The following is a 24828-nucleotide window of genomic DNA, read 5'->3' as shown; positions in this document are numbered from 1 at the left end:
CGGAGGAAGCCTCTCCGCCGTTTTGTCTGTTAGTCAGCCTGCCGCTCGGCCAAACGGCTCAGCCAAGACAGACGCATTCATTGTCAGTTTTCTGCAAAGCTGGCCAGTTTGAGCAGGGAGACAAACTCCGCCCTGTAGCCGAGCGTGTCGGAACCCTTGTTGGCATCTGCCAGATCCACCGCATCGCGGGTGGACCAGTTGCCCAGATAGCTTGACCCGTTCAGGATCTGGCCAAATCCGGCGACCGAGGCCGCAAAGAGGCTTTCGCCAGCCGGGATGTCCGATGAGGCCAGGGTCACCGGTGTGCTGATCAGACGGCTCTTGCTTTCCTCGGGCAGCTTGTAGCGCAGTTTGACAAAGGCAAGCTCGTCCTCAAAGCCGGACCCGGCAGCGGAGGCAGGCTCTTTCCCGCCCGTCTGGTAGCGCAGTTTGTCGAGCCGGACAGCAGGTGATCCGGCGGGGGTAATCTCATATAGGGCGGTGACGGTATGGCCGGCGCCAATATCGCCTGCATCCACCTTGTCATTGTTGAAATCCTCCCGTTTCAGGGCGCGGGTTTCATAGCCGATCAACCGGTATTCGGCGACTGTTGCAGGGTTGAATTCCACCTGGATTTTCACATCCTTGGCAATGGTCATCACCGAGCCGGTGATCCCCTCGACCAGGACCTTGCGGGCTTCGGCAAGGGAGTCGATATAGGCCGCGACCCCATTGCCGTTCTGCGCCAGTGTCTGCATGAGCGCGTCATTGTAATTGCCCCGGCCAAAGCCCAGGATGGACAGGGCAATGCCCGATTTGGCCTGGTTCGTAATGTAGTGCTTCAAGGCGCCGATGTCCGACAGACCCACATTGAAGTCCCCGTCGGTGGCCAGCAGGATCCGCGCGTGGCCACCCTCTTCCCGCATCGTGTCTGCAAGGGTATAGGCTTCCCTTAGGCCCGCATGGCCGGCGGTCCGGCCGCCCGGCCGCAGGGCGTTTACCGCCTGAATAATGGCCTTGCTGCTGGCAATGGAGGTCGGCTCCAGCGCCACCCCGGCCGTTCCGGCATAGGTCACGATGGCAACCGTGTCCTGATCCCGCAGTGTGGAGACCAGCAGCCGGAACGCCTGTTGAAGCAACGGTAATTTGTTGGGCTTGCCCATTGATCCTGACGTGTCGATGAGAAAGACGAGATGCTGCGGCGGCAGGTTCTCAAGCGGCACGCGATAGCCCTGCAGGCCAATCTGCAGCAATTTCGTGTCCGCATTCCATGGGGTGTCGATGACCGAGATATTGGTGGAGAAGGGCTCTTCCCTGGTCTCCGGCTGCGGATAGGCATAGTCGAAATAGTTGATCATTTCTTCCGGCCGCACGGTCGCAGGGACCGGAAGCAAACCGTTGACCAGTTTGTTGCGCACAAACGCATAGGAGGCTGTGTCCACATCCACCGAGAAGGTGGACACCGGGGCATCGGCAGTGCTCTTGACCGGATTGCTTTCGGCTTGCGGAAACCGCTCCCGGTCCGGGGTCTGCCCCAGTGGGCTCTGTGTGAGCGTGCCCGTGCCTACCGGTGCAGCTTGCGGTTTGAAGCGCTCAATCTCTTTTGCGGAAAAACGGGTGCCGCCGGAGAGCCGGTAAACCTCCTGTTTCCTGGGTTCGGCCGACGGGGCTGTCGCTGAAAGCCGGTCTGTCACCGGCCTTTGCTGGATCGCTGTCAGGGCCTGATCCCGCGCCAGCTCCCGGTCCTGAGGCCGGGACAGATCCGGCCCGGCAGACGCTGCCGTTCCTTCCGCTGGAAGGGGCTCCGGGGAGGCGGGAACCTTTTCGGTTCTGGACGCCTTGCCCTCTGCCAGAACCGGGGCGCTCTCCAGGAAGGTTCCCGGTTTCGGCGCGCTCCGGGGCGGGAACTGGGCCGCAAACTCCTGCTGGCCAACAAGATAGTGGGTCTCACCATCCAGAAACTTGGACAAGGGGCCTGAGGCCACAAAGGCGGTCACAAGGACCACCGCACACAGGCAAAAGATGCTGAGGAGAAGTGCACGGCCGCGGTTTAAAATCATGATGTACCCCTTTGATCACCGTCGGACAGGCCGCCTCACACGGTCTGCGGACGCGAGCGTCTTGTCAGGGAGATCATCAGGTCTTCTTTCGCATGCTGTCCGCGTGAGCCTCGAACGCGAAGGGCGAAGAGAAGGGCAAACAGGACACTCCCCGGACGCTCTCACAACAGGACAAGGGAAAAAGCTGCTGGTTTTATGAGCAAAACGCGAGGGAAACCTGACTTTATTCCGGCGCAATTATGGCGGGTGGTGTGAGGCTCTGCGCTTTATTCTTGCGGATAGGGGGCCGCATTATCCCTGCCGAGGTCGAGAGGGGATTGGTCTGCTTGCGCGGTTTCCGGCTCTGGGGCCGTTTCGCTCCACTCCACGATTTCCGGCTCCAGGCTCTCAAGCCCGGGCAGAGCGGCGTCCGGATTGGCGTCCCAATCGAGGCGTGGGGCTGCAATTTGCCACTGGTCTTTCCATTGGCCCAGCTTGCGCTGTTCCGCCAGCTGGGTGAACTCCTGAAAGCCTTCCGGTGCCTCCTGCGACGGACGGGCCCAGCCATAGCGCACCAGGCGGGTGCTGAGATCAATCTTGCCCCGTTGGCAGCTGGCCAGGATCTTGTTCGGACCTGTGTCGGCCAGCTTTTCGCACGTGATCTTAAACTGCCGGGTCAGCCCTTGCAGAAACGTGCGGGCCCGGGCGCCGCAAGGCCAGGTGCCGCCATGTGAGTCGCCGCAGACCTGATCGATCTTCAAGGCTTCGATATGGGCCAGCTGGATGATCAGCTGGTTTGACTTCAGCCGCCCGCCATCCAGCACTTCGACCCGTCTGAATTCCAGCGGCCCGTCCGGCACTGGCTCCACAGGCGGGTTCATCAGTTCCTGGAACCGTTCGGAAGGCGCAATGCGTTTCAAATGTCCTTTGACCCTCGGGGTCGACATCCCATCCGGGGAGACATTTCGGATATCCTCAGGAAGGGGGGCTGCTGAAGGGGGCATGTCTTCCGGCTGGGCGGCGGCCGTCCGGGTCTCTTGCGCCGTCTGCTCTTCAAGGGCGGGCCGCAGCGCAGAAGCAGGCTGTTGCGGCTGCGGGGCCGGCAGGGCGGGCGGTTCGGCAAACACAAGCCAGGCCACCAGTCCGCCGAAAGCCGTCAACAGGAAAACCGGAAAGAGGAATGGCGTCAGTTTCATGCCTGAACAGTCACGTTTACGGCCCTGGATGCAGCCAATATCAATCCAGATTGGTACAAAGCTACATGATAAACGCTTGAGGCTTGGTTAGGAAAGCTCCAAGAATTCACTTTACGGAAATCTCAGGTCAGGGGCAAAGTTCCAAGGGACAAGGTCATGAGCAGGCCTCACGACCTTGTCCCCTTTCTTGGGTTTTGGCGATTTGGGGCCATGCTTGGTCCCTGGGGTCTTTCGCGTCACGGCGCCGTCACTGGCGGGACGCTTTCGAAGACCACCTCTGCGCGGTTCTGGACCGTCCTGAAGAACGGCATGTCAATGGCACTGACCCAGGACCGGATCATCCGGCGGCTTTCGGGCCGGTGTTTTTCCGGGATCTTGGCCCAGGTGTCCTCGTTAATGTCCCGTTCGCCGGTGACGCGCCTGAAAAAGACCCCGTGGCGGTCCGCATCCGGGTAGTCCGTGTCAAAGTCGATCCCGGTTCCCGCAAGCATCTCCAGCATGTCGGCCTGACCTTTTCCATGCAGCTGATTTGCGGAAAAACGGCTTCTGGCAACCGAATAGATGCTGTTTTTCCTGCAGTCCAGCGCGCGCCACAACAACACATTTGCCGCACCTCTTCCCTTGTGCCGCGCACGCGACAGCTGTACCCAGAGCAGCAGAGCAAAGCACAAGCAAGATGTGAACCGCGCATGACATTGATTTTCAAGATTGTCCCAAACTCTCTGTGGCAGGAAGCTGTCGGGGCCGGTGTCTTCAAGGGCGCTCCGGTCGACCTTGCGGACGGCTATATCCACTTTTCCACGGCGGAGCAGGCCAGGGAGACGGCCGCCAAGCATTTCGCCGGCCAGAGCGGTCTGCTTCTGGCTGCCTTTGAGACGGAGGCGTTTGGCGATGCGCTGGTCTGGGAGCCCTCCCGGGGCGGGGCCTTGTTCCCGCATCTTTATGGAACCTTCCGGCCGGACGAGGCGCTCTGGGTCAAGGATCTGCCCTTGTCGGAGACTGGGGGCCATGTCTTTCCGGAGATGACGGGATGAGCCTGCCTGCCTTGGACAAGATTGCCCTCAAGGGCCTGCATCTTCTGGACGCGGAACAGGCGCATCAGCTCACCATCCGCGCCCTGAAATCCGGCCTGATGAAACGGCGTCCCCAGCCCGCCGACCCGCGTCTGAAGGTGCGTCTCTGGGACCTTGCGTTTGACAATCCGCTGGGAATGGCGGCCGGGTTCGACAAGAATGCGGAGGTGCCGGATGCGGTGCTGGCACTGGGGTTCGGCGCGGCAGAGGTCGGGTCGGTGACGCCCAGGCCGCAGCCGGGCAATCCGCGCCCGCGCGTCTTCCGGCTGCCGGAGGATCAGGGAGTGATCAACCGCTACGGGTTCAACAATGACGGCCATGCGGCCATGCGCCAGCGTCTGAGCGCACGGGGCCAGCGCCCCGGCATTGTCGGCATCAATGTCGGGGCCAACAAGGAGGCGACGGACCGGGTGGCGGATTACGTGGCCGGGATCCGGGAATTTGCGGCGCTGGCCTCCTATTTCACGGTGAATATCTCTTCTCCAAACACGCCGGGTCTCCGGGACCTTCAGGCCCGGTCCGCGCTGGCCGAACTGCTTCAGGCGGTTGTGGAGGAGCGGGATGGTTGCACGCAGGAGACCGGCCGCCGGGTGCCGGTGCTGTTGAAGATTGCGCCCGATGTCGCGGAAGAGGACCTGAAGGACATTGTCGAGGAAGTGCTGGAAAAGGGCGTTGACGGCCTGATCGTTTCCAATACGACCATCACACGGGACGGATTGAGCGGCCAGGGCCCGCACGGGGAGGCGGGGGGGCTGTCAGGCCGCCCGCTGTTCCGCAAATCGACCATTGCTCTGGCGAAGGTCCGCAAGCTGGCGGGGCCTGACCTGCCGCTGATCGGCGTTGGCGGTATCGACAGCGCGGAAACCGCCTGGACCAAGATCACGGCCGGTGCGGACCTGCTGCAGCTTTATTCGGCCCTTGTGTTCAAGGGGCCGGGGCTGGTCGGAGACATTCTGCGCGGGCTCTCCACCCGCCTGGACCGGCATGGCCTTGAGAGCCTGAGGGCCGCACGGGATGCCAATGTGGACGCCTGGGCGTCGGAGACCCTTTAGGACCGCTGCCAAGGTCTGGTCCTGCCGGGTCAGGCCGGTGCAAAAGTCCTGTCGGCTTGACGCCGGCAGGCGGCCAGCAAGGTGATCCCGCGCAGGCCCAGAAAGAGATTGAGCGCCAGCCACAAGCCATGCGTGCCCAGGAAGGGTGACAGCATATAATAGGCGCCCACATAGGCGGCGAGGGACAAGAGCATCATGTTGCGCATGGTGGCGGACCAGGTGGCGCCAATGTAGATCCCGTCCATCTGAAAGGCGAGCACACCAAGGACCGGGGCGATCACCGCCCAGGGCAGGTAGGTCCTGCCGATCTCCCGCACCTCTGGCGAGGTGGTCATGAAGTCGATAATGGCCGTGCCGAACGCGAAATAGAACAAGGTGAGGCCGCCCGCCAGCGCAAAGCTCCACAAGGCGGTCAGCTTCACGGTCCGCTCAAAGGCGGGACGGTATCTGGCCCCGACCGCCCGCCCGGCCAGTTGTTCGGCCGCTGTGGCCAGACCGTCCAGAAAATAGCCTGACACCATGATGAATTTTTCAAGCACTGCATTGGCCGCGAGCACGGCATCGCCCTGATCTGCCGATCGGGCGATGAAAAACGCGTAGGCATATAAGAGCGCGAAAGAGCGGATCATGATGTCCCGGTTCAGCGCCAGCATGCGCCCGAGCAGCCGGCGGTCGAAAATGACCGAGGCCGGAGGCCAGCCCCCCCGCTTGACGCTTGTCAGGACCAGGCCAAGACCGAAAAGGGTGGTGGCCAGCTCGCTGGCCACAGTGGCCAGAGCCACCCCTTCCACGCTCCAGCCAAGCCCCAGCACGAACCAGAGGCTGAGAAGAATGTTCAGCCCGTTGAGTAAGATCTGCAGCATCAGGCCCGTACCGGCCCGGCCTAGCCCGATGAACCAGCCCAACATGGCGTAATTGGCCAGAAGCAGGGGGGAGCTCAGAACCCGAATGTCGAAATAGCGGGCGGTAGCCGCCTGCACCTCGGTGCTGCCACCCAGAAACCACTGGCCCATTTCCCGAAGCGGCACGTGGCAGGCAATCACCAGCAGCCCGCCGGTTACGGCGATCACCAGGGCGCGGAGCAAGGTGGCCTTGATTTCTGCATCATTGCGTCCGCCCACGGCCTGTGCGGTCAGACCGGTGGTGCCGGAGCGCAGAAAGCTGAACGTGGTGAAAACCAGATCGAAGATGATCCCGCCAAGGGCAATCCCGCCCAGCAGGGCCGCATCCCCAAGGCGGCCGATCACGGCCATGTCGACGATCCCCAGGATCGGCGTCGACAGATAGCCGGCCGTCATCGGGATGGCGATGGCCAGGACAGAACGGTGCGTAACCGAAAAGCGCAGATGGTCCGGTGTCCCGGCAGGGGGGGAGTGGGTCATGGAATGCTCATGTCTGAAGACTCCCTTCATGTCTGGCCCATGGCTGTTCGTCAATCGAATTCCGTGCCGCGTCTTTGAACCGCAAGGGCGTGGGAGGCCGTACCGGCTGGCAAGACACTCTGGAAGGCCCGCACCGCCGCGCTATAGTCGGACCTATGACCGTGCCGATCGTTCACCATCCGGCCTATTGCGCCGACCTGCCAGCCAATCACCGGTTTCCGATGGACAAGTTCCGTGCCGTGGCGGAGCAGATCCGCCAGGAGGGACTGCTAGACGGCGGCGCGTTTTACCGGCCGCGGGCGGCTCCGTTCGAGTGGGTCGCGCTGGCCCATGATCCTGTCTATGTCGATCAGGTGTTCAATGGCCGGGTGCCGGACAAGATTGCGCGGGAAATCGGCTTCCCGATGCGGCCTGACATTGCCCTGCGCGCACGCTGCGCGACGGGGGGCACGGTGCTGGCCGGCTATCTCGCCCTGGAGCATGGCCTTGCCTGCAACACCGCCGGGGGAAGCCACCATGCCCGGCGCAGCCATGGCGCCGGGTTCTGCGTCTTCAATGATGTTGCCGTGGCCCTGAAGGTGCTGCAGGCTGATGGCGCCATTCGCAAAGCCCTGGTCATTGACCTGGATGTGCACCAGGGCGACGGCACGGCGGACATCTTTCAAGGGGATGCCAGCATCTTCACTTTCTCCATGCATGCCCAGAAGAACTATCCGGTGCGCAAGGTGCCCTCCCATCTGGATGTGGGGTTGCCGGACGGAACTGGAGACGAGGCCTATCTGGCCCGGCTTGAAACCCTGCTGCCAGAGCTTTTGGTGCGGAAGGCCTGGGACATCGTGTTTTTCAATGCGGGTGTTGACCCTTACGAGCATGACCGGCTTGGCCGCCTGTCGCTGAGCCGGGCCGGTCTGCGGAAACGGGATCTTTATGTGATCACGGCCGTACGGCAGGCTGGTCTCCCGCTCGCCTGTGTTCTGGGCGGGGGCTATTCGACGGATATTGATGAACTGGCCGACCGCCACACGACCCTTCACCGCAGCGCTCGCGAGGTTGCGTCTGGCCGTGTGGCGCCCGGACCTCAAGACGGGGAAGCAGGGCGCGGCGCCCGACGCTCCGCAGCTAGGCGGTCACTGTGACGGCTGGCTGAAGACGGGCGGGAGAGACGGCCGAAGCCATACCGCTGAAGGCACCGGTGCTGGCCGGGGTGGCGGACACCGTTTGAGAGGTGATACCAATCGCAATTGAAGATGCCCTATTTGACCGCGCTTGGAGGGGCCTCGGACGTTGTCGCACGTCTGGCCCGATACCCCGTTTCGACCTGCGACGCACTCCTGGCCGAAGACCCTCCAAGCGCGGTCAAATAGGGCATCTTCAAAAGCTCTGTGAATAGTAGCTTAAAAAGGCGGGGTTTCAGCGGCCACGGCCCATGGCCATCAACCGGGTAACCAGCCAGATGGGGATCACCACAATAGCCCCTATTACCAGATAATTGCCAAGCCGCCCGAGGGCCTGAAAGCCCATGTTCCAGAGCCGTTCAACAAAATCGACGGCCATATGCACCAGATCAATGGGGTCCAGATTGAGCGCGGACAGGACAATTCCGACAACAAAGGACAGAAACACGAGCCGCAGGATCACCTGGGCGGGTGATCCGCCGAGAAAGCGGCTCAGGCTGTTGTCGGACATGGGGATCTCCTTGAAACAGGGCGTCATCGAATCGTTTGAGCAATAGGTAGGCGCAAATGATGGCAAATACAACGAGGTCCCAAACGCTCGGTGATTGTCATTTGAAATCAAAGCCTTGTTATTTCTATCTATACGCGCGCAGAGGTGTCGTGAAAAGCCAATTACTTGGGCTCTCATGCCAAAGACAGGTCGGTTGCATTGGCGTATCAGAAGTTTCAGGCATGCGAAACTTATCGTCAGGCAGGACGCCCACTCCAGCTTCCGGTAAGCCGGCCTTTGCTGCAGTGAAAGACAGGAATTGGACCGGCACCACCCGGGACCTTTCAGGAAAAGATCACACTGCGGGTTTGGTCCCGGGCGAACAGCAGCCTTCTCTCGTTTTGGGGGGGCAGTCCGGAAACGTTTGAAGCCCCGATTGACTCCGTTGGCTTCAAGCGGACCAGAGATAAAATCTCAGGCGCGGAGGGAGTGCAGCCCGTAACTGCCTCCGTGCCGGAATTCCAGGCAATGGATCTCTTAAACTCACATGGCAATGCGCTATTTTGGTCCGGCAGAGACCTTGCGGCCCTGAGGTTTTTCCAGGCCTCCGGTTGAGGCTGTGTGTTTTGCCAGCCGCGCAGCAGGAGTTTTTTTCTTACGCTGCGGCGGCGAGGCTGGGCCGGCAGGCGGTGGGCCTTCGCGTACCTTGCGCGGCGACATGCCGAACCAGGACTTCACCGCTCTGGAGAACGTGCTCAATTCGGAAAAGCCGACCAGATAGGCAATCTCCTTCATCGGCAGATCCGTGCTGCGCAAATAGCGTTCTGCTGCAGCCCGGCGGATTTCCTCGCTGAGCTTGCGGAAGCTGGTGCCCTCCTTTTCAAGCAGCCTTTGAACAGCGCGCTGGGACATGCCGAGCTTGGCGGCGATCTGCGGCAGTGTGGAGGCTCCTTGGGAGAGATTGGACGCCAACTCGTTCGCGATCCGGGTGAGAGGCGCTTCAAACTGGCCGAACCGGTCCAGTTCGTCCGTCGCCGATTTCAGAATGATCTCGTAGAGATGGGAATCACTTTGGGACAGGGGCCGGGACAAGAGCGAGCGCGGAATGAAGATGCGGTTATGGGGCGCATTAAAGGTAAGGCGGCCCTGATACTTCTTCTGGAACCCGGATGTATTCACGGGCGGCGGCGCGGCCAGATCGATCAGAAGCGGGGGAGCGGACATGTTGAGGGCCCGTTCCAGCTGCTGCGTGGCCCAGCCAACCCGGGCAAATATACATTGCCGCCATTCTCCCCGTCCTTCCAGAATAGGCCAGCCGACATAACCGCCGGTCTCGTCTTCTTCAAACACCATGCGATAGGCGTTGGTCCGGATGGGACTGAACTTGGCCCAGGCCATGCAGGCATCGCGGATGGTCGGAGCACAGGAAAACAGGTAGTCGAAAATCGAAAAGCAGCCGATATCCAGATTGTTGAACAGGTCGAACATGATGGCATCGTCGCCAAGAGCGCTGGCCACATGTTCAAACACCCCGTGCCAGGCGGTAATCGGAACGACCCCTTGAGGGTCTTCGATGCTGGCAAGGTCAAAATTATAGTCTTTGGCCATTTGCGGCCAGTTCAGATCTTTGTCTGAATTTATGTCCCGTAAGACCCGGAACACATCTGCGCGTGCCCATTCGCCTTTCAGCGGCATATTTTTCTCCGGCCACCCGTGCACAATCGTTTTTCAAACTGTGCATGACATATCTTCCGGGATCAAGCCGTCCGCGCAGTCATTTTCTTTAAAATAACGTAGCGTAAATATCACCCCCCCCATGATGGGAGGTGATGCTGTTTCTGCGTCAGGCAGCGGTTTTTTCGCCCATTTCAGCTTTGGGCGGAAATTTCCCGTAAAAAGTCTCGTTTTTCTTGGCCATTTCGCGCAAAAGCCGGTTCGGCTTGAAACGCGGCCCCCATTTACGAGTGAATTTCCGGCAGATCTCAACAAAGGCGGCCGTGCCCATCGTGTCGATATAGCTGAGCGTGCCGCCCGAATAGGGGGCAAAGCCAAAGCCGAGAATGGACCCCACATCGGCCTCGCGCACATCTGTCAGGCATTTCTCCTCAAAGATCCGCGCGGTTTCCAAAGCCTGCATCACCAGAAGACGCTGCTTGAGCTCTTCGATGTTGAAGCTTTCGGCCGGTTTCGGCTGGCCGGTGACCTCGGCAATGCCCGGCCACAGGCTCTTGTCCTTGCCTTTGTAGTCGTAAAAGCCCTTGCCGTTCTTTCGGCCGAACCGTTCCCGCTTGACCACCATGTCTTCCAGAATGTTGTCGAGCGGGCCTTCCACATATTTGACACCGAGATCCTTACGGGTGGCCGAGACGATCTTCCACGCCAGGTCCAGCGCCACTTCGTCCCCGAGCGAGAGCGGGCCCACGGGCATACCGGCCATCTTGCCCGCATTTTCAATCATGGCCGCCGGAACGCCATCCGCCAGCATCATCAGGCCCTCGCGGATATAGGTCATAACCACGCGGGAGGTGTAGAAGCCGCGGCTGTCATTGACCACAATCGGCGTTTTCTTGATGGCCTTGATATAGTCGAGCGCCAGGGCCAAAGCCCGGTCCGAGGTGCGTTTGCCCAGGATCACTTCCACCAGCATCATCTTGTCGACCGGCGAGAAGAAATGGATGCCGATGAAGTTTTTCGGCCGCTTGGAGGCCTGGGCGAGGGAGGTGATCGGCAAGGTGGATGTGTTGGAGGCGAAAATGGCGCGGGACTTCATCACCGCTTCGGCTTTCTCCGTCACGGTCTTCTTGATGTCCCGGTCCTCAAAGACCGCCTCAATCACCAGATCGCACTCGGCCAGCGCTTCATAGTCGACCGTGGCAGTGATGCGCGAAAGCAGCTTGTCCTTCTGGTCTTCGGTGGCCCGGCCGCGTTTGACCGCCTTGCTGATCAGCTCCCCGGAATGGGCCTTGCCCTTGTCGGCGGCGTCCTGGTCCCGGTCGATCAGCACCACATCAATGCCCGCATTGGCCGTGACATAGGCGATGCCGGCGCCCATGAAGCCAGCGCCAAGAATACCGACTTTCTTGATCTTGTTTGGCCGCTGGTCCACCGGGCGGCGGGCCAGCTTGTTCAGTTCCTGCATGGACACGAACAGCGAGCGGATCATGCTGGCCGCTTCCGGTGTCTGCAGCACCTTGGCGAAATAGCGGCTCTCTACCTGCAGGGCCAGATCCATAGGCAGTTGCAGGCCTTCGACCACCGCATGCAGCAGATAGCGTGCACCGGGATAATTGTCGTGGGTTTCCCGCCGGTAGATCGCGTTGGCGGCGGGCCAGAACTGGAAGCCTGCCGGGGAATAGATCTTGCCGTTGGGCAGCTTGTAGCCCTTCTTGTCCCAGTCCTTGACCGGATCGATTCCGGCGGCGAGCAGCTTTTTTGCCGCTGCAACAAGCTTGCGGGGACCGGTGACCTCATCCACCAGCTTCATCTGTTTGGCCTGGGCCGCCCGCAGGGTGCGGCCCTGAAGCAGAAACTGCATGCCCTGCTGGCCATCGCTCATGCGCATGACCCGCTGAGTGCCGCCTGCACCGGGAAACAGACCGACCTTGACCTCCGGCAGGCCCATTTTCAGGCTGTCATCCACCACCCGCGCATGGCAGGCCAGGGCGAGCTCAGTGCCACCGCCCATACAGGTGCCGGAGAGGGCGGCCACAAAGGGTTTGCCGCAGGTTTCCAGCTTGCGGTAGATCAGCGTCAGCCTGCGCGAGCCTTCATAAAGCGCTTTGGCCGCGCCTTCAGGGTTGCTGGCCCGCTGGGCGTGAAAGCTTTTCAGGAGGCCTTCCATCATGGTCAGATCCGCCCCGCCGGAAAAGGCGGTCTTGCCGGAGGTGATGACAGCACCCCGGATCGCGCTCTCGCCAGCGACCTGATCAATGATCGCATCCAGCTCGTCCATGACGCTCATGTCGATCACGTTCATGGATTTTTCCGGCATGTCCCAGGTGATCAGGGCAAAGCCGTTGGCGTCGGTTTCGACGGTGAAATTTGTGTAGCTCATGGGACCGTTTCCTCCGTTCAGACCCGCTCGATGACGGTTGCCGTGCCCATGCCTGCGCCAATGCACAAGGTGACCAGAGCCGTGTTCAGGTCCCGCCGTTCCAACTCGTCCAGAACCGTGCCGAGGATCATCGCCCCGGTTGCGCCCAGGGGATGGCCCATGGCAATCGCACCGCCATTCACGTTGACCTTGTCGGGATCGAGATCAAAGGCCTGCCGGTAGCGCAGAACAACGGAGGCAAAGGCCTCATTGATCTCGATGAGATCCAGATCCTTCATCTCCATCCTGGCGTTTTTCAGCAGCTTTTCCGTCACATCCACCGGTCCGGTCAGCATCAGGGCCGGTTCGGAGCCGATATTGGCAAAGGCCTTGATGCGGGCACGGGCCTTGAGGCCGCAAGAGCGCCCGGCGGTGCTGGAGCCGATCAGCACAGCCGCCGCTCCGTCTACAATGCCGGAGGAATTGCCCGCATGGTGCACGTGCTTGACGGTTTCCAGCTCCGGATGGGCCTGGATGCCAACCGCATCAAAGCCGCCCATTGCTCCCATCATCTCAAAGGACGGATTGAGCGCGGCCAGGGACTGCATGTCCGTGTCAGGGCGCATGTGCTCGTCGCGGTCCAGGATCGTGATGCCATTGATGTCCTTGACCGGAACCACCGACCCGGAAAACCGGCCTTCTTGCCAGGATTTCGCGGCGCGTTTCTGGCTTTCTACCGCATAACCATCGCAGTCGTCGCGGCTGAAACCATATTTGGTGGCAATCAGATCTGCCGAAACGCCCTGTGGCATGAAATAGGACGGGATGGCCACCTGCGGCTCGATCGGCCAGGCCCCGCCGGACGCGCCGATTCCGACCCGGCTCATGCTTTCCACCCCTCCGGCCACCACCAGCTTGTGCTGGCCGGACATCACCTGGGCAGATGCCGTGTTGACCGCATCAAGGCCGGAAGCGCAGAACCGGTTGATCTGCATGCCTGGAACGGACGTGTCGTAGCCGGCGGCAAAGACAGCCGCTCGGGCAATGTCACCGCCCGCTTCCCCGACCGGATCCACACAGCCGAGCACCACATCATCAACCCTGGCGGTCTCGAGACCGTTGCGGTCACGGATCGCTTCCAGCGCCGTTGCCGCCAGCCGGACCGACGGCACCTCGTGCAAGGCGCCGTCCTTCTTGCCGCGGCCGCGCGGTGTTCGCACGTGATCGTAGATATAGGCTTCGGCCATCTGGTCCTCCTCCGGACGGGTTGATTGCTTTCAGAGATGCTCTAGCTTTTTTCCGGCAGCGGATGGCCGGGCATCAGGTCGTAGGGATGTTTCCAGCCGGGCAGGGCCTGAATGCGGTCCAGCCAGGCCAGCACATTTGGATAAGGCGCAAAGTCGGTGCCGATCTCGTCGCGCATAAAGAGATAGCCGCACAGGGAAAAGTCAGCCGTTGTCGGAGCTGTGCCAACCGCAAAGTCCTTGTTCGCAAAATGCTTTTCCAAGATGGAAAGCGCCCCCAGCAGCCGGCCTTCGAGAAAGCGGGTCACCTCCGTTTCGCCCGTCTTGGAAAATTGGCGCAGGAACCGCAAGGGCCCGGCCAGTCCGGAGACTTTCTGGTTGTCGAAAATCACCCAGCGCAGGATCTCGCGGCGCTCTTCCTCGGTGTTCCAGCCGAATTTGCCGAACTGGTCAACAAGATAGTCAAGGATCACGCCGGACTGGGTGAGCCGCAGCGTTCCGGTGTCAAGAACCGGCACCTCACCCATTTCGTTCACCGTCTCGCGAAACGCAGCTGAGCGGGTTTCACCGCCGAAAAAATCCACCCATTTGGGCTCCCAGTCGGCGCCGCACAGCTCGAGCATCAGCGCCACCTTGTAGGAATGGCCGGATTGCGCCATGCAGTGAAGAATATAGTCAGCCATGTGTTTGCAAAACTCCTTGGCAAAATAATCAGGGCCGGAAGCCTATATCGGATGACCGGGGATTGCTTGGGAAAATCCCGGCCAGCTGCAGTCTGGCCTGATCCGTCAGAAAGCCTCGGCGTTCAAGGACATGAGGGTTCCGGATCCGGCAGAGATCCGGGCGAGATGGGCGCCGGTTTCCGGCATGGTGCGCTCCATGAAAAAGAGGCCGAAAGCAAGCTTCTGCTCCAGCCAGTCCGTCTTGTCACCGGCGCCGTCTGCCAGTTGCCGGCGGATGGTCTGAGCCATGCGGGCCCACATGTAGCCAAGGGCGGTGAGCCCGAACAGGTGCATATAATCGGCGGACCCTGCCCCGGCATTATCCGGGTTTTTCAGGGCATTGTTCATGAACCACATGGTGGCGGCCTGAAGGTCATCGACTGCCTTCTTCAAAGGCGTGGTGAATGCCGAAAGGGTGTCATCCTCCTTGGTTTCCTTCAGGAAGGTGTTGACCTCGTTAAAGAAGCTCATCACGGCCCGGCCGCCATCGGCCGGCAGTTTGCGCCCGACAAGATCAAGCGCCTGGATGCCATTTGCGCCTTCATAGATCATCGCGATCCGCGCATCGCGCACGAACTGCTCCATGCCCCATTCGCTGATATAGCCATGACCTCCGAGCATCTGCTGGGCATTGACCGTGTTGGCAAAGCCGGTATCGGTCAGAACCCCTTTGAGAACGGGAGTCATCAGGCCCATCATGTCAGCGGAAAACTGTTTTTGTGTCTCGTCCTGCGAGCGGTGGGAGACATCGCCATGCAAAGCGGTCCAGATTACCAGAGCGCGGGCCGCCTCGTTAAAGGCGCGGATCGACATCAGTGTGCGGCGCACATCCGGATGCACAAGGATCGGGTCCGCCGGTTTGTCCGGTGCCTTTGGGCCGCTCAACGCGCGACCCTGCAGGCGGTCTTTGGCATAGGCTGCCGCGTTCTGATAAGCGACTTCCGACTGGGCCAGCCCCTGTACAGCCACGCCCAGACGGGCCTCGTTCATCATCGTGAACATGGCCCTAAGGCCCTTGTTTTCCTCGCCGACGAGCCAGCCTGTCGCGTCGTCGTAGTTCATGACGCAGGTGGCGTTGCCGTGGATGCCCATCTTGTGTTCGATCGAGCCGCAGGACACGCCGTTGCCGCGTCCGCTGGTGCCGTCTTCCAGGATCTGGTTGCGCGGTACGACGAAAAGCGAAATGCCCTTGGTGCCTTCCGGCGCGCCGTCTATGCGGGCCAGAACCAGGTGTATGATGTTGTCCGCCATGTCATGCTCGCCGGCAGAAATGAAGATCTTCGTGCCGCTAATCTTGTAGCTGCCGTCCTGCTGGGGCACGGCCTTGGTCCGGATCAGGCCGAGATCGGTGCCGCAATGGGGCTCCGTCAGGTTCATGGTGCCGGTCCAGGTGCCTGCGATCATGTTCGGCAGATAGGTCTGTTTCTGCTCTTTTGTGCCATGCAGGGTGAGGGCGGCCACCGCCCCGGCGGTCAGGCCGGGATACATGGCAAAGGCCATGTTGGCCGAAGAGGCATATTCGTTGAAAATCGTTGCCAGCGTGTGGGGCAGGCCCTGGCCGCCATATGCCGGGTCAGCGGCAAGCGTACCCCAGCCACTTTCGCAAAAGGCCTTGTAGGCGTCCTGAAAGCCTTTGGGCGGGGTGACGGTGCCGTCCTCCGAGCGGGTGCAGCCTTCCCGGTCACCGCTCTGGTTCAGCGGCTGAAGGACATCTTCTGTGAACTTGCCGCTTTCACGCAGGATTGCTTCCACCAGATCCAGCGGTGCCTCTGAGAAGCCGGGCAGATTGGAATAGCGGTCATATGCGAACACGTCCTTCAGCAGGAACAGCGTGTCTTCGACAGGCGCGGCGTAGCTTGGCATGAAAACCTCCCAGTTTTTCGGCCAGTCTTTCGTCCAGGTATTTCGTCCAGGTCTTTCGTCCCGCCCTTCCATCTGTCCCGCCGTTCCGGCGGATGCCACGAGCCGATAAGACAGAAGAGGGCTTACGTTTGCGTAAACGTCATCTTGGCTCTGATATACGCATGTATATGGCGTCCGGCAAGTAGTGTCCTTAGGGAAGGATTGGCAAAAAAAGCGTCCAAAACAAGCCGACTGGCAAGATTTTTGAGGATCGCACCACCAGATCTGTGAAAAGCACACGGATTCTGAACGGTTTTCGCGGGCGCACGCAAGTGACCGGATAGGTTGCCGGGGCAGCAAAACAAAACCGCCGGCAGCAGGGCTCTGGCGGTCCTGGCAAAGGAGAAGGTAGAAAAAGGCCTCAGCCTTCTTCTGATTCCTTGTGTTTCAACATGCCGGATACAATCTCGACCGTGCGCGAGAGTTCTTCAATGGCCTGCTCAATATCCTTGCGCTGCTCTTCGAGCACGGAAATCTGCTCATTGAACCTTGAGAGCGCGACGCGCAGCTGGGTGACCTGGCCATCGCGCAGGTCGTAGAGATCCAGCATGTCGCGGATCTCCGACAGGGAAAACCCGACCCGTTTTCCCATCAGTACGAGTTTCAGCCGGGCCCGGTCACGCCGGTTATAGACCCGGTTCATGCCGTCCCTTTTGGGATTCAACAAGCCCTTGTCTTCATAAAAGCGCAAGGTGCGCAAGGTGCAGTCAAATTCCTTGGCCAGATCGCCAATTGTGAACTGGGTCTTCTTGGTCCCGTCATCGGATGCGGAGACTACATCCGCCAGGTCGCTTTCATTGAGGATGGACAGCGCTTCGCTCATGGCTTTGCTTCTCGATCTTCCGCCGTTCTCCGGCGCCTTGTTTGTGGTGTTCAGTCTCAGGGCCGGCCCGCGCAGGTCTCAGGTCCGGTGTGTCCCGGACCTCCCGCTTCCGCTTGCGTGAGCCATATGGCCGCTTGGGCCTGTTTAGCTTACGTTTGCGTAAAGGTCTAGAGGCGCGGGCAGCAAGTGCCGGAAGGGTTAATGGGGTCGGCAGTGATTCGGCGCCATTTGGAGATATGAACAGGCCAGAGCAGTTGAAACAGACCATGTTTCGCACTTAGCAATGCTGATTAACGCCCTGTTTACCCTAAGTCGACAAAGTCATAACGAACGCTGCGCCTCAACCGTTCTTTGTCGGAATATGGATGCAGCCCGCTAAATCAGCGGTCTGAATGACCGTCAGTCCAGGGTCTAGATATGCCGGCTTGGAAGAAAAACGAGGCAGGACGCCGCGGCCGTGATGCGTATGAAGGCGATGAGTTTTATGAACCGGCAGGCAGGGAACCGGCGCAAAACCGCATCGAACGTCTGACACGCACGGCGACAGCCCTTGGTCATGGCTATGACACAGGCCCGCGCCGGGGCCCGGACGAGGACCTGGATGCGGTGGCCGATGAGCTGGACAGATTGCTGTCGGAGCGGGGCGGAGCGGGGCAAGGCCGCGCGCAGGCGCGTACCCAAAGGCGTCCGGCACAGCACCGCTCGGCTCCCCCAGTGTCCGGCATGGAAGATGTTCTGGGCGCGCTGGACCGGCTCGACCAGCAGGTCGAGGGACTGGCAACTTCTGCAGTAATTGCGGAAGAAGACAACGCTCAGGCTCACCGTGCCCACCCGCAATCCGGACGCTATGCCATGGACAGCCTGCGCGAGGGCCGACGTGGTGATCCCTATGACCAGCGCCTCATGGGCGGACACGGGATGCTGGATGCTGAAGAGGCTTATCGGCACGATCAAGAAGCAGCCCGTGACCGGTCTTCCCAGGTGTATCCGGAGGCATCCCTTCATATTTACAAGGATCTCGGCCGCCGTATCGATGCGCTGCGGGTGCCTCAGGAAAAAGCCCTCAATCAGGTGCGCGAAGAACTGGGGTCTCTGCGGGATGCGCTTGGTGGAATCTCTCGGGGCACCAGCGAGACGGTCGGCCGCCAGAATGCAGAGCTCAGGCGCCTTGCGGACATGGTGGAGCGGTTGCGGGCGGACAAGCGCAGCGACCAGTTTGCAACGGAGATCCGCAAGGAAGTTGCCGAGCTGAAGACCATGGTCGGACGCACCAATGTGGAAGGGGCTCTGCAGACCCTGGAGCATGGTTATGCGCATATCCTGCAGCGGCTGGACGAGCTGTCCCGGGCTTCCGTCGATCCCCGTGTCATGCGCGGTGTCACCGCACGTCTGAACGAAATTGAAGATGCCTTTGCCGCCTTGCCCCGCTCTGAGCACATGATGGTGCTGGAAGATCGGGTGGTGAGCATTGCTGAACGCCTGGAAGAGTTGCTGCAGCTCAAGGGCCAGGACGAGATTGAGCCGTTGCGCGCTGAACTGCGCGAAGTGCGCGGCTATGTGGAGCGGATCGACGTTCAGGGCCTTGTGGAAGGCATTGACGACCGCATGAAATTCGTCTCCAGCCGCCTGGACGATCTTGAAATTCTTGCGCGCGAGCAGCGCGGGCTGGATACCCGCCTGTCCGCAATGGAACAGCGCATGCCTGAGCCGGAGACCATTGCCCGGCTGCAGGGGCGCCTGGAAGACATTGCCGGCATGATGGCTGATGACCGTGCGTCCGCAGGCGCCACGGATCACCTGTCCCAGATGGATCAGCGTCTCGACGAGATTGTCGACCGGCTGGTGCGCATGGAACAGACCGCGCCGTTGCCCTCTGCCGAAACGGGGGCTTTCGAAGCCCTGGAAAAGCGCCTGGAGACGATTTCCGGCAAGATCGACAGCATCGAAAGGAAGGCCTCCCGGCCGGCGCCGGTGCTGGATGAGGCGGCCATCAAGGCCGCGGCCGGTCCGGAAAGCACGTTCTTGACCCAGTTGCAGGACAGGCTGAATGACCTGTCTGACCGGTTGGAGGCGCCAACGGACACGGTTACCTCGGCAGATCTTGAAAGACTGCGCACGGAAATCGGCTCGATGCGGGAAAGCGTTCATGCGCCAGTCTCGACCGCAGGGCTTGAACAGCGGATTTCAGATCTGGCCCAGCTGGTCTCGCAAGGCGGGGACGCGGGCGACGATGACCGGTTTGAGGAACTGGGCGCCAAGGTCTCCGAACTGGCAGCCCAACTGGAAAACAATGTTCCGGCCGCACCGGACCTGAACGGGGTCACGTCCTTCCTGGAACGCATCGAGCAGGGGCTTGAGCAGACCCGCAGTGATGTGAGCGAAGTGGCGCGCAAGGCAGCCTTCGACGCGGTAGCCCATGCTCCCAGGCCCAATTTCTCCCAGTATGATGATGCGATTTCTTCTCTCCAGGGAGATTTGAAACGGTTGTTGGATGCGGCAGAAGGCAGTGAGGAACGCACCCGCAACACATTTGACAGTGTTAAGTCGGTTCTCGGGTCCCTGACCGAGCGTCTAGACACGCTGGAGCGGGCCGATTTCAAACCACCCATGTCAGCCCCTGCCGAAGCGGCCCCGGTTGAAGCGGCGTCTTTCCTGGCTGCAGACCCGTTGCCGGCCTATACCCCGGCCAAGGCGCAGGTGGAAACTCGGCAGGAGCGCTCCGGTCAGCAGCTGGAGACCGGTCCTGGGCTGTCTGCCCAACGCTCCCGTGACCGCAAGGCCGACTTCATCGCTGCGGCCCGCCGGGCGGCCCAGGCGGCCTCCGCGGAAGCGGCGAAGCTTGAAGATGCCCATACACCGTCTGCAGAGGGTGCCGATGAAGAGCGCGGCAAGGCCCGGGTTGGCTGGCTGAGATCCGTGCTAAAGCGTGACAAGGCTGAGCCGGCCCCCGAAGAGGCGGCGTCCGGACCTGAATCTGACCTTACACAAGACGAGCTTTACCTTGGCCAGGAGCATATGGCCGGGAGCAGCTTTGGCGCAGAAGAGCCTGCGGTTCTGGCCGGGGACCGGCCAGCACCGGAACCGGCCCAGGCCGGTGGCAACCGGCGCCGTGCGATCCTGCTGGCAGCCGTGGCTGTCGTCCTCGCTCTGGGCACGTTGACAGCCTATAAATTTGTCTCCGGGCCGCCGGAAAACGGCGCAGACCTGGCTTCCGCGCCTCAGGAGGTTGCCCCTGTTGTTGCCCAGGCTCCCGCTGTTTCTGAGGCGCAGAGCAAAGATGTCGCAGCGGCTGCGGGCAAGAGCGCAGACCTTGAAAAGAGCACTGAAACAGCCCCGCCGGAAGCGGCGCCTGAGGCGGCTGCCAGCGGCGTCAAGGTGCCGGGTTCCGGAAAGACACTGGCTGACACAGGCAAGGCTTCGGCAGCTCCTGCCGCTGAGCCTGTGCAATCGGCTGCGGCGAATGCCTCTGCAACGCCAGAGCCGGATGTGGCTTTTGCACCGCCAAGCGGGGCAGCCGGCCATTTTGGGCACAAGCCCGCGGCACAGACGGGAAGCTTCACACCGGCAAAACAGACCGCCACAGCTCCGGCAGCGGCTGCCACGGCTCCGGCAGGGGCTGCCCCGGCTCCGGCTCCGGCTACTGCGGCTCCGGCTGCCTCCCAAGATGCTCTTGCGGGTCTGCCTCCGGCAGGCGTTGGCCCGATGGCGCTGCGCAGCGCGGCGGCCGAAGGCAATCCGGCTGCCGAATTCCTGGTCGGTGTGAAATACACCGAAGGCAAGGGCGTTCCGGCAGACCTGTCCAAAGCGGCGGTCTGGTATCAGAAAGCAGCCAACAAAGGTCTGCCGCCTGCCCAATACCGGCTTGCCAGCCTTTATGAAAAGGGCCGGGGGCTCGACAAGGACATTGCCAAAGCCAAGGCCTGGTACTCTCTGGCTGCTCAGGCAGGCAATGCCAAGGCCATGCACAATCTGGCCGTGCTTTATGCCGAAGGTGCCGGCGGCGATCCGGACTACGCCAAAGCGGCCATGTGGTTCGAGGCGGCTGCAAATTATGGCGTCAAGGACAGCCTGTTCAATCTCGGCATCTTGTACGCCGGGGGCATCGGGGTCGAAAAGGATCTTGTGGCCAGCTACAAATGGTTCGCCATTGCTGCTGACAAGGGCGATCCGGAAGCGGCCAAGCGCCGGGATGACGTCGCCAACATGATGGATCAGGAAGGCCTTGCCAATGCCCGTCTGGCGGTGGAAAGCTTTACGTTGAAGACGCCAAGCCCGGCGGCCAACAAGGTGACGCTGGAAGAAGCCTGGACCGGTCAGACCGCATTGCCTGCCAAAAGCGCCTCGCTGACACCGGCTGACAACAGCGCAATGATTCGCGAAGCCCAGGACAAGCTCAATTATCTCGGTTTTGACACAGGATCACCGGATGGCCAGATGGGGCCGCGCACCCGCAGCGCAATCCGCGCCTTCCAGCGCAGCATCGGCCTGCCGGAAACCGGTGACGTGGATGCCAAACTGCTGGACGAATTGAAGAGCCAGGCCATCTAAAGTTCCGGCAATGTGAAGAAAAATGTCCGCCAGACACAGAAGGCCCGGCCTGTCTGGTTGACACGCCGGGCAGCACGGGTTTTTAACCTGTTTGGCGTAAGTCTTGTAACAGTCCCGTCAGCAGTTTATCCGGCGTAACCCTGTGCAATTGTATCTTCCCATAGCCGAAATCCCGGTCAATATCTTTGTGATATTTGCCATGGGCGGCGCTGTGGGCTTCCTGTCCGGTCTGTTCGGCATTGGCGGCGGGTTCCTGCTGACACCGCTTCTGATCTTTTCCGGCATTCCCCCGGCGGTTTCGGTGGCGACCGTTACCACCCAGGTGGTTGCGTCTTCCGCCTCGGCGGTCATGACCTATTGGCGCCGGAAGGCCATTGATTTCAAGCTGGCCACTATTCTTCTTGTTGGCGGTGTTCTGGGCTCGCTGATCGGCGTCGTCCTGTTTCAGGTGCTGGAGTCCGTCGGCCAGCTCGATCTTGTGATTTCGCTCTCCTATGTCACGTTCCTGGGTGCCATTGGCGGCCTGATGCTGGTGGAATCGGTGCGCGCCATCCGGCGCCGCAAATCCGGCGCCCCACCTGCCGCCCGCAAACCCGGCCAGCACAACTGGATCCATGGCCTGCCGTTGAAAGTCCGTTTCCGCCAGTCGAAGCTCTATGTGAGCATCATTCCCGTTATCGGGCTGGGAGCGATCATCGGGTTTCTGGGCACGATCCTCGGCATAGGCGGTGGCTTCATGATGGTGCCTGCCCTGATTTATCTCCTCAGGGTTCCGACCAGCATTGTCATTGGAACCTCCCTGTTCCAGATCCTGTTCACCATGGCTGCTGCAACCATCTTCCACGCCATGGGCACCAAGACGGTCGACATTGTTCTGGCCATGACCTTGATGATCGGCGGCGTGATCGGGGCGCAATTCGGCGCCCGCATGGGACAGAACCTGCGCGGTGATCAGCTGCGCCTGCTGCTGGCTCTGCTGGTGCTTGCAGTCGGTCTGCGCTTCGCCGTGGATCTTCTGCTGGTGCCCGACGATCTTTATTCCATCGCCATTCGCAAGGGGGCCGGCGCATGATCCGTCTGGCTGCCCTTCTGGCATTTGCGGTGCCGCTTGCCGTGGCTTGTGCGGTTCCTGCCGGCGCCCAGGACGAGAAGCGCGCCGAGGATCTGGTGACTGCGCTCTCCTCCGATGTGGTTTCGATTCAGTCCAACTTCACCGGGACGGAAATCGTGGTCTTCGGGCAGGCCAGTGACATTGGCCGCTCGGCGAGCGAGCCGGAAGATTTCGAGCTGGCTATTATTGTGGAAGGGCCGCCGCAGGACATCACCACCCGGCGCAAGGGGCGGTTCCTGGGGGTCTGGGTCAACCGGGAATCTGAACGGTTCCAGAATGTTCCGTCTTTCTATGCTGTTGCCAGCACGGATGATGTGCACAAGATTGGCAGCAGACGGGTGCTGGAGGAATATGGCATCGGGCTCAACCACATCAATCTGGCCGTATCCGGTGCCTCCAATGTGCAACTGTCGGACCGGGACGATTTCCGCAAGGCGTTCGTCCGTCTGCGACAGGAGACGGGGCTCTATTCGGAGCGCGACGCTTCGATTGAGTTTCTGACGCGTACAATGTTCCGCACCACGATCCCGCTTCCGGCCAATATCCCGGTCGGGGACTACAAGGTCAAAAGCTTCCTGTTTCAAAAGGGCGAGATGGTCTCTCATACCGAGCAGACCCTGGCCGTGGCCAAGATCGGTTTTGAGCAGGTGACGTTTCAGCTCGCCCAGAACTTCCCGCTCATCTACGGGGTGGTTGCGGTGGTGCTGGCAATTTTCACCGGCTGGCTGGCAGGTCTGATCTTCAAAAAAGACTGACTCTACCCGTCTTCGGGCCGCATGTTTGCCCTTTGTGGCGTCTGCATCATATTCCGCTGGAGCCTGTGCGCCATCAAGCTATTCTGCCCTTACGATAGTTTTTGACATTGCGAGGGGTGGGCACATGACGGATGAGGATCTTTCCGGACAAAAGGCAGGTGGGGATGCAGACAAAGGTGGCTCGCTGGATGCCAGGGTGATCGATCTGGCCGTGCGCCTCGGGGTGCTGGGCCTGTTTGCCTATTTTTCCCTTCAGCTCGTCGCGCCTTTTTTCCTTTTTCTGCTTTGGGCCGTTGTGCTGACCGTAGCGCTTTACCCGGCTTATGACTGGCTCGGGAAAAAGCTCGGTGGACGCAAAGGGCTGGCTGCAACGGCCATCACGCTCATCTGCCTGGGCATCATCATTGGGCCTGTCGCCGTTCTGGTCGTCAGCCTGGCGGAGACCTTGCAGGGCTGGTTTCAGGTCTTGGCCGGTGACGGGCTGGCCGGGGAGGGGCTGGCGCTGCCGCAGCTGCCGGAGAAAATCGCCGCCTTGCCTCTTGTGGGCGGGCGTATTGCCGAGCTGTGGGAGCTTGCCGGCCGCAGTCTGGAGCTTTTTGCCACCAAGGTTGGGCCGATGCTGGTTCCGGCAGGCAGCCGGGCTCTGTCCCTACTGGCTTCGCTCAGCGGCAGTGTTCTGTTCTTTGTGGTGTCAATCGTGCTCGCTGGCTGTCTCTTTGTTCCGGGGCCGGGCCTTGCCAAGGGGGCCAAACGGTTTGCCGACCGGATCATCGCTCCGCGCGGGGCGGAATTCGTGGATCTGGCCGGGGCCACGATCCGCAACGTTTCGCGCGGGGTGATCGGTGTCGCGGTGATCCAGGGGCTGTTGACCGGCTTTGTGCTGATCGCATTTTCCGTGCCGCTGGCAGGGGCGCTCACCTTTGCCGCGCTGATCTTGTGCATTGTTCAGATCGGCCCGGCGCTGATCATCCTGCCGACAATTCTTTGGGCCTGGAGCGCCTGGGACATGATGCCCGCGCTGCTCTTCACCGTGCTCATGGTGCCCGTTATGCTGGTTGACAATGTTCTACGCCCGATCCTGATGTCCCGGGGACTGGATGTGCCCATGCTGATCATCCTGATCGGCGTCCTTGGCGGCACCCTTGCCCATGGACTTCTGGGCCTTTTTCTTGGCCCGGTCGTGCTCTCGGTCTTCTATGAACTGGTGATCGCCTGGGTGAAAGTGGGCGAAGAGGCGTGAGCATTCATCTGCCGGATTTCGTGCAGCCCGGTGTTTGTTCCCATACCCTAACCCTTTTCCAAAG

Annotated in this window: 18 protein-coding genes; 7 read left to right on the top strand and 11 right to left on the bottom strand. The window is 61.0% G+C overall.

Going from position 1 to position 24828, the window contains the following annotated elements; all coding sequences use genetic code 11:
- Positions 1–83: 83 nt before the first annotated feature.
- From ACXAH0_RS11390 to ACXAH0_RS11380, 3 genes are all read right to left on the bottom strand, one after another.
- The gene (locus ACXAH0_RS11390; RefSeq protein ID WP_475191293.1) at positions 84–2039 is read right to left on the bottom strand and encodes a vWA domain-containing protein; all 1956 of its coding nucleotides are present in this window, start codon (positions 2037–2039) and stop codon (positions 84–86) included.
- A gap of 266 nt (positions 2040–2305) precedes the next feature.
- Entirely contained in the window at positions 2306–3214 is a 909-nt protein-coding gene (locus ACXAH0_RS11385) for a thermonuclease family protein (RefSeq protein WP_475191291.1), read from the bottom strand.
- Between the two features lie 236 nt (positions 3215–3450).
- Entirely contained in the window at positions 3451–3714 is a 264-nt protein-coding gene (locus tag ACXAH0_RS11380; RefSeq protein WP_475191289.1) for a hypothetical protein, read from the bottom strand.
- 189 nt (positions 3715–3903) lie between these two features.
- Here ACXAH0_RS11380 and ACXAH0_RS11375 point away from each other — a divergent pair, with 189 nt between their 5' ends.
- Positions 3904–4248: a DUF952 domain-containing protein gene (locus ACXAH0_RS11375; protein WP_475183676.1), complete on the top strand. Its 345-nt coding sequence runs from the start codon at positions 3904–3906 to the stop codon at positions 4246–4248.
- Positions 4245–5339 (top strand): quinone-dependent dihydroorotate dehydrogenase, encoded by a 1095-nt coding sequence (locus ACXAH0_RS11370; protein ID WP_475183675.1) that lies wholly within the window; start codon positions 4245–4247, stop codon positions 5337–5339. Before ACXAH0_RS11375 ends, ACXAH0_RS11370 begins: the two co-directional genes overlap by 4 nt.
- 29 nt (positions 5340–5368) lie before the next feature.
- Here ACXAH0_RS11370 and ACXAH0_RS11365 read toward each other — a convergent pair whose 3' ends face one another.
- Positions 5369–6721, bottom strand: a complete 1353-nt coding sequence (locus tag ACXAH0_RS11365) for an MATE family efflux transporter (RefSeq protein WP_475191287.1) — start codon at positions 6719–6721, stop codon at positions 5369–5371.
- A gap of 155 nt (positions 6722–6876) precedes the next feature.
- Here ACXAH0_RS11365 and ACXAH0_RS11360 point away from each other — a divergent pair, with 155 nt between their 5' ends.
- Positions 6877–7857 (top strand): histone deacetylase family protein, encoded by a 981-nt coding sequence (locus ACXAH0_RS11360; RefSeq protein ID WP_475191285.1) that lies wholly within the window; start codon positions 6877–6879, stop codon positions 7855–7857.
- A 274-nt stretch (positions 7858–8131) separates the two neighbouring features.
- Here the strand turns inward: ACXAH0_RS11360 and ACXAH0_RS11355 are convergent, their stop codons facing one another.
- The 7 genes from ACXAH0_RS11355 to ACXAH0_RS11325 form a co-directional block, all read right to left on the bottom strand.
- Positions 8132–8407 (bottom strand): DUF6460 domain-containing protein, encoded by a 276-nt coding sequence (locus ACXAH0_RS11355; protein WP_475183668.1) that lies wholly within the window; start codon positions 8405–8407, stop codon positions 8132–8134.
- A 537-nt stretch (positions 8408–8944) separates the two neighbouring features.
- Positions 8945–10081: an AraC family transcriptional regulator gene (locus ACXAH0_RS11350; RefSeq protein WP_475183664.1), complete on the bottom strand. Its 1137-nt coding sequence runs from the start codon at positions 10079–10081 to the stop codon at positions 8945–8947.
- A gap of 148 nt (positions 10082–10229) precedes the next feature.
- Positions 10230–12440, bottom strand: a complete 2211-nt coding sequence (locus ACXAH0_RS11345; protein WP_475191283.1) for an FAD-dependent oxidoreductase — start codon at positions 12438–12440, stop codon at positions 10230–10232.
- Between the two features lie 17 nt (positions 12441–12457).
- The gene (locus tag ACXAH0_RS11340) at positions 12458–13666 is read right to left on the bottom strand and encodes an acetyl-CoA C-acetyltransferase (RefSeq protein ID WP_475183658.1); all 1209 of its coding nucleotides are present in this window, start codon (positions 13664–13666) and stop codon (positions 12458–12460) included.
- A gap of 41 nt (positions 13667–13707) precedes the next feature.
- The gene (locus tag ACXAH0_RS11335) at positions 13708–14346 is read right to left on the bottom strand and encodes a glutathione S-transferase family protein (protein ID WP_475183655.1); all 639 of its coding nucleotides are present in this window, start codon (positions 14344–14346) and stop codon (positions 13708–13710) included.
- Between the two features lie 105 nt (positions 14347–14451).
- The gene (locus ACXAH0_RS11330; protein WP_475191279.1) at positions 14452–16248 is read right to left on the bottom strand and encodes an acyl-CoA dehydrogenase C-terminal domain-containing protein; all 1797 of its coding nucleotides are present in this window, start codon (positions 16246–16248) and stop codon (positions 14452–14454) included.
- 400 nt (positions 16249–16648) lie between these two features.
- Complete coding sequence (locus ACXAH0_RS11325) at positions 16649–17110, bottom strand: MerR family transcriptional regulator (RefSeq protein WP_475183649.1); 462 nt, start codon at positions 17108–17110, stop codon at positions 16649–16651.
- A 417-nt stretch (positions 17111–17527) separates the two neighbouring features.
- Here ACXAH0_RS11325 and ACXAH0_RS11320 point away from each other — a divergent pair, with 417 nt between their 5' ends.
- The 4 genes from ACXAH0_RS11320 (at position 17528) to ACXAH0_RS11305 (ending at position 24764) form a co-directional block, all read left to right on the top strand.
- The gene (locus tag ACXAH0_RS11320; protein WP_475191277.1) at positions 17528–21658 is read left to right on the top strand and encodes a peptidoglycan-binding protein; all 4131 of its coding nucleotides are present in this window, start codon (positions 17528–17530) and stop codon (positions 21656–21658) included.
- A 142-nt stretch (positions 21659–21800) separates the two neighbouring features.
- On the top strand, positions 21801–22730 hold the full coding sequence (locus tag ACXAH0_RS11315; protein WP_475183643.1) for a sulfite exporter TauE/SafE family protein: 930 nt from the start codon (positions 21801–21803) through the stop codon (positions 22728–22730).
- Complete coding sequence (locus ACXAH0_RS11310; RefSeq protein WP_475191275.1) at positions 22727–23524, top strand: TIGR02186 family protein; 798 nt, start codon at positions 22727–22729, stop codon at positions 23522–23524. Before ACXAH0_RS11315 ends, ACXAH0_RS11310 begins: the two co-directional genes overlap by 4 nt.
- Before the next feature lie 124 nt (positions 23525–23648).
- On the top strand, positions 23649–24764 hold the full coding sequence (locus tag ACXAH0_RS11305; RefSeq protein WP_475191271.1) for an AI-2E family transporter: 1116 nt from the start codon (positions 23649–23651) through the stop codon (positions 24762–24764).
- Positions 24765–24828 lie beyond the last annotated feature (64 nt).

It is taken from the genome of Roseibium sp. AWQ4_290 (genome assembly GCF_056160985.1).
The sequence above is the reverse complement of the archived record's forward strand: the minus strand, read 5'-3'. Positions and strand labels throughout refer to the sequence as shown.

Coding starts and splice junctions, on each gene's coding strand:
- ACXAH0_RS11390 (WP_475191293.1), bottom strand. CDS start 2,039: ATGATTTTAAACCGCGGCCGTGCACTTCTCCTCAGCATCTTTTGCCTG.
- ACXAH0_RS11385 (WP_475191291.1), bottom strand. CDS start 3,214: ATGAAACTGACGCCATTCCTCTTTCCGGTTTTCCTGTTGACGGCTTTC.
- ACXAH0_RS11380 (WP_475191289.1), bottom strand. CDS start 3,714: ATGCTGGAGATGCTTGCGGGAACCGGGATCGACTTTGACACGGACTAC.
- ACXAH0_RS11375 (WP_475183676.1), top strand. CDS start 3,904: ATGACATTGATTTTCAAGATTGTCCCAAACTCTCTGTGGCAGGAAGCT.
- ACXAH0_RS11370 (WP_475183675.1), top strand. CDS start 4,245: ATGAGCCTGCCTGCCTTGGACAAGATTGCCCTCAAGGGCCTGCATCTT.
- ACXAH0_RS11365 (WP_475191287.1), bottom strand. CDS start 6,721: ATGACCCACTCCCCCCCTGCCGGGACACCGGACCATCTGCGCTTTTCG.
- ACXAH0_RS11360 (WP_475191285.1), top strand. CDS start 6,877: ATGACCGTGCCGATCGTTCACCATCCGGCCTATTGCGCCGACCTGCCA.
- ACXAH0_RS11355 (WP_475183668.1), bottom strand. CDS start 8,407: ATGTCCGACAACAGCCTGAGCCGCTTTCTCGGCGGATCACCCGCCCAG.
- ACXAH0_RS11350 (WP_475183664.1), bottom strand. CDS start 10,081: ATGCCGCTGAAAGGCGAATGGGCACGCGCAGATGTGTTCCGGGTCTTA.
- ACXAH0_RS11345 (WP_475191283.1), bottom strand. CDS start 12,440: ATGAGCTACACAAATTTCACCGTCGAAACCGACGCCAACGGCTTTGCC.
- ACXAH0_RS11340 (WP_475183658.1), bottom strand. CDS start 13,666: ATGGCCGAAGCCTATATCTACGATCACGTGCGAACACCGCGCGGCCGC.
- ACXAH0_RS11335 (WP_475183655.1), bottom strand. CDS start 14,346: ATGGCTGACTATATTCTTCACTGCATGGCGCAATCCGGCCATTCCTAC.
- ACXAH0_RS11330 (WP_475191279.1), bottom strand. CDS start 16,248: ATGCCAAGCTACGCCGCGCCTGTCGAAGACACGCTGTTCCTGCTGAAG.
- ACXAH0_RS11325 (WP_475183649.1), bottom strand. CDS start 17,110: ATGAGCGAAGCGCTGTCCATCCTCAATGAAAGCGACCTGGCGGATGTA.
- ACXAH0_RS11320 (WP_475191277.1), top strand. CDS start 17,528: ATGCCGGCTTGGAAGAAAAACGAGGCAGGACGCCGCGGCCGTGATGCG.
- ACXAH0_RS11310 (WP_475191275.1), top strand. CDS start 22,727: ATGATCCGTCTGGCTGCCCTTCTGGCATTTGCGGTGCCGCTTGCCGTG.
- ACXAH0_RS11305 (WP_475191271.1), top strand. CDS start 23,649: ATGACGGATGAGGATCTTTCCGGACAAAAGGCAGGTGGGGATGCAGAC.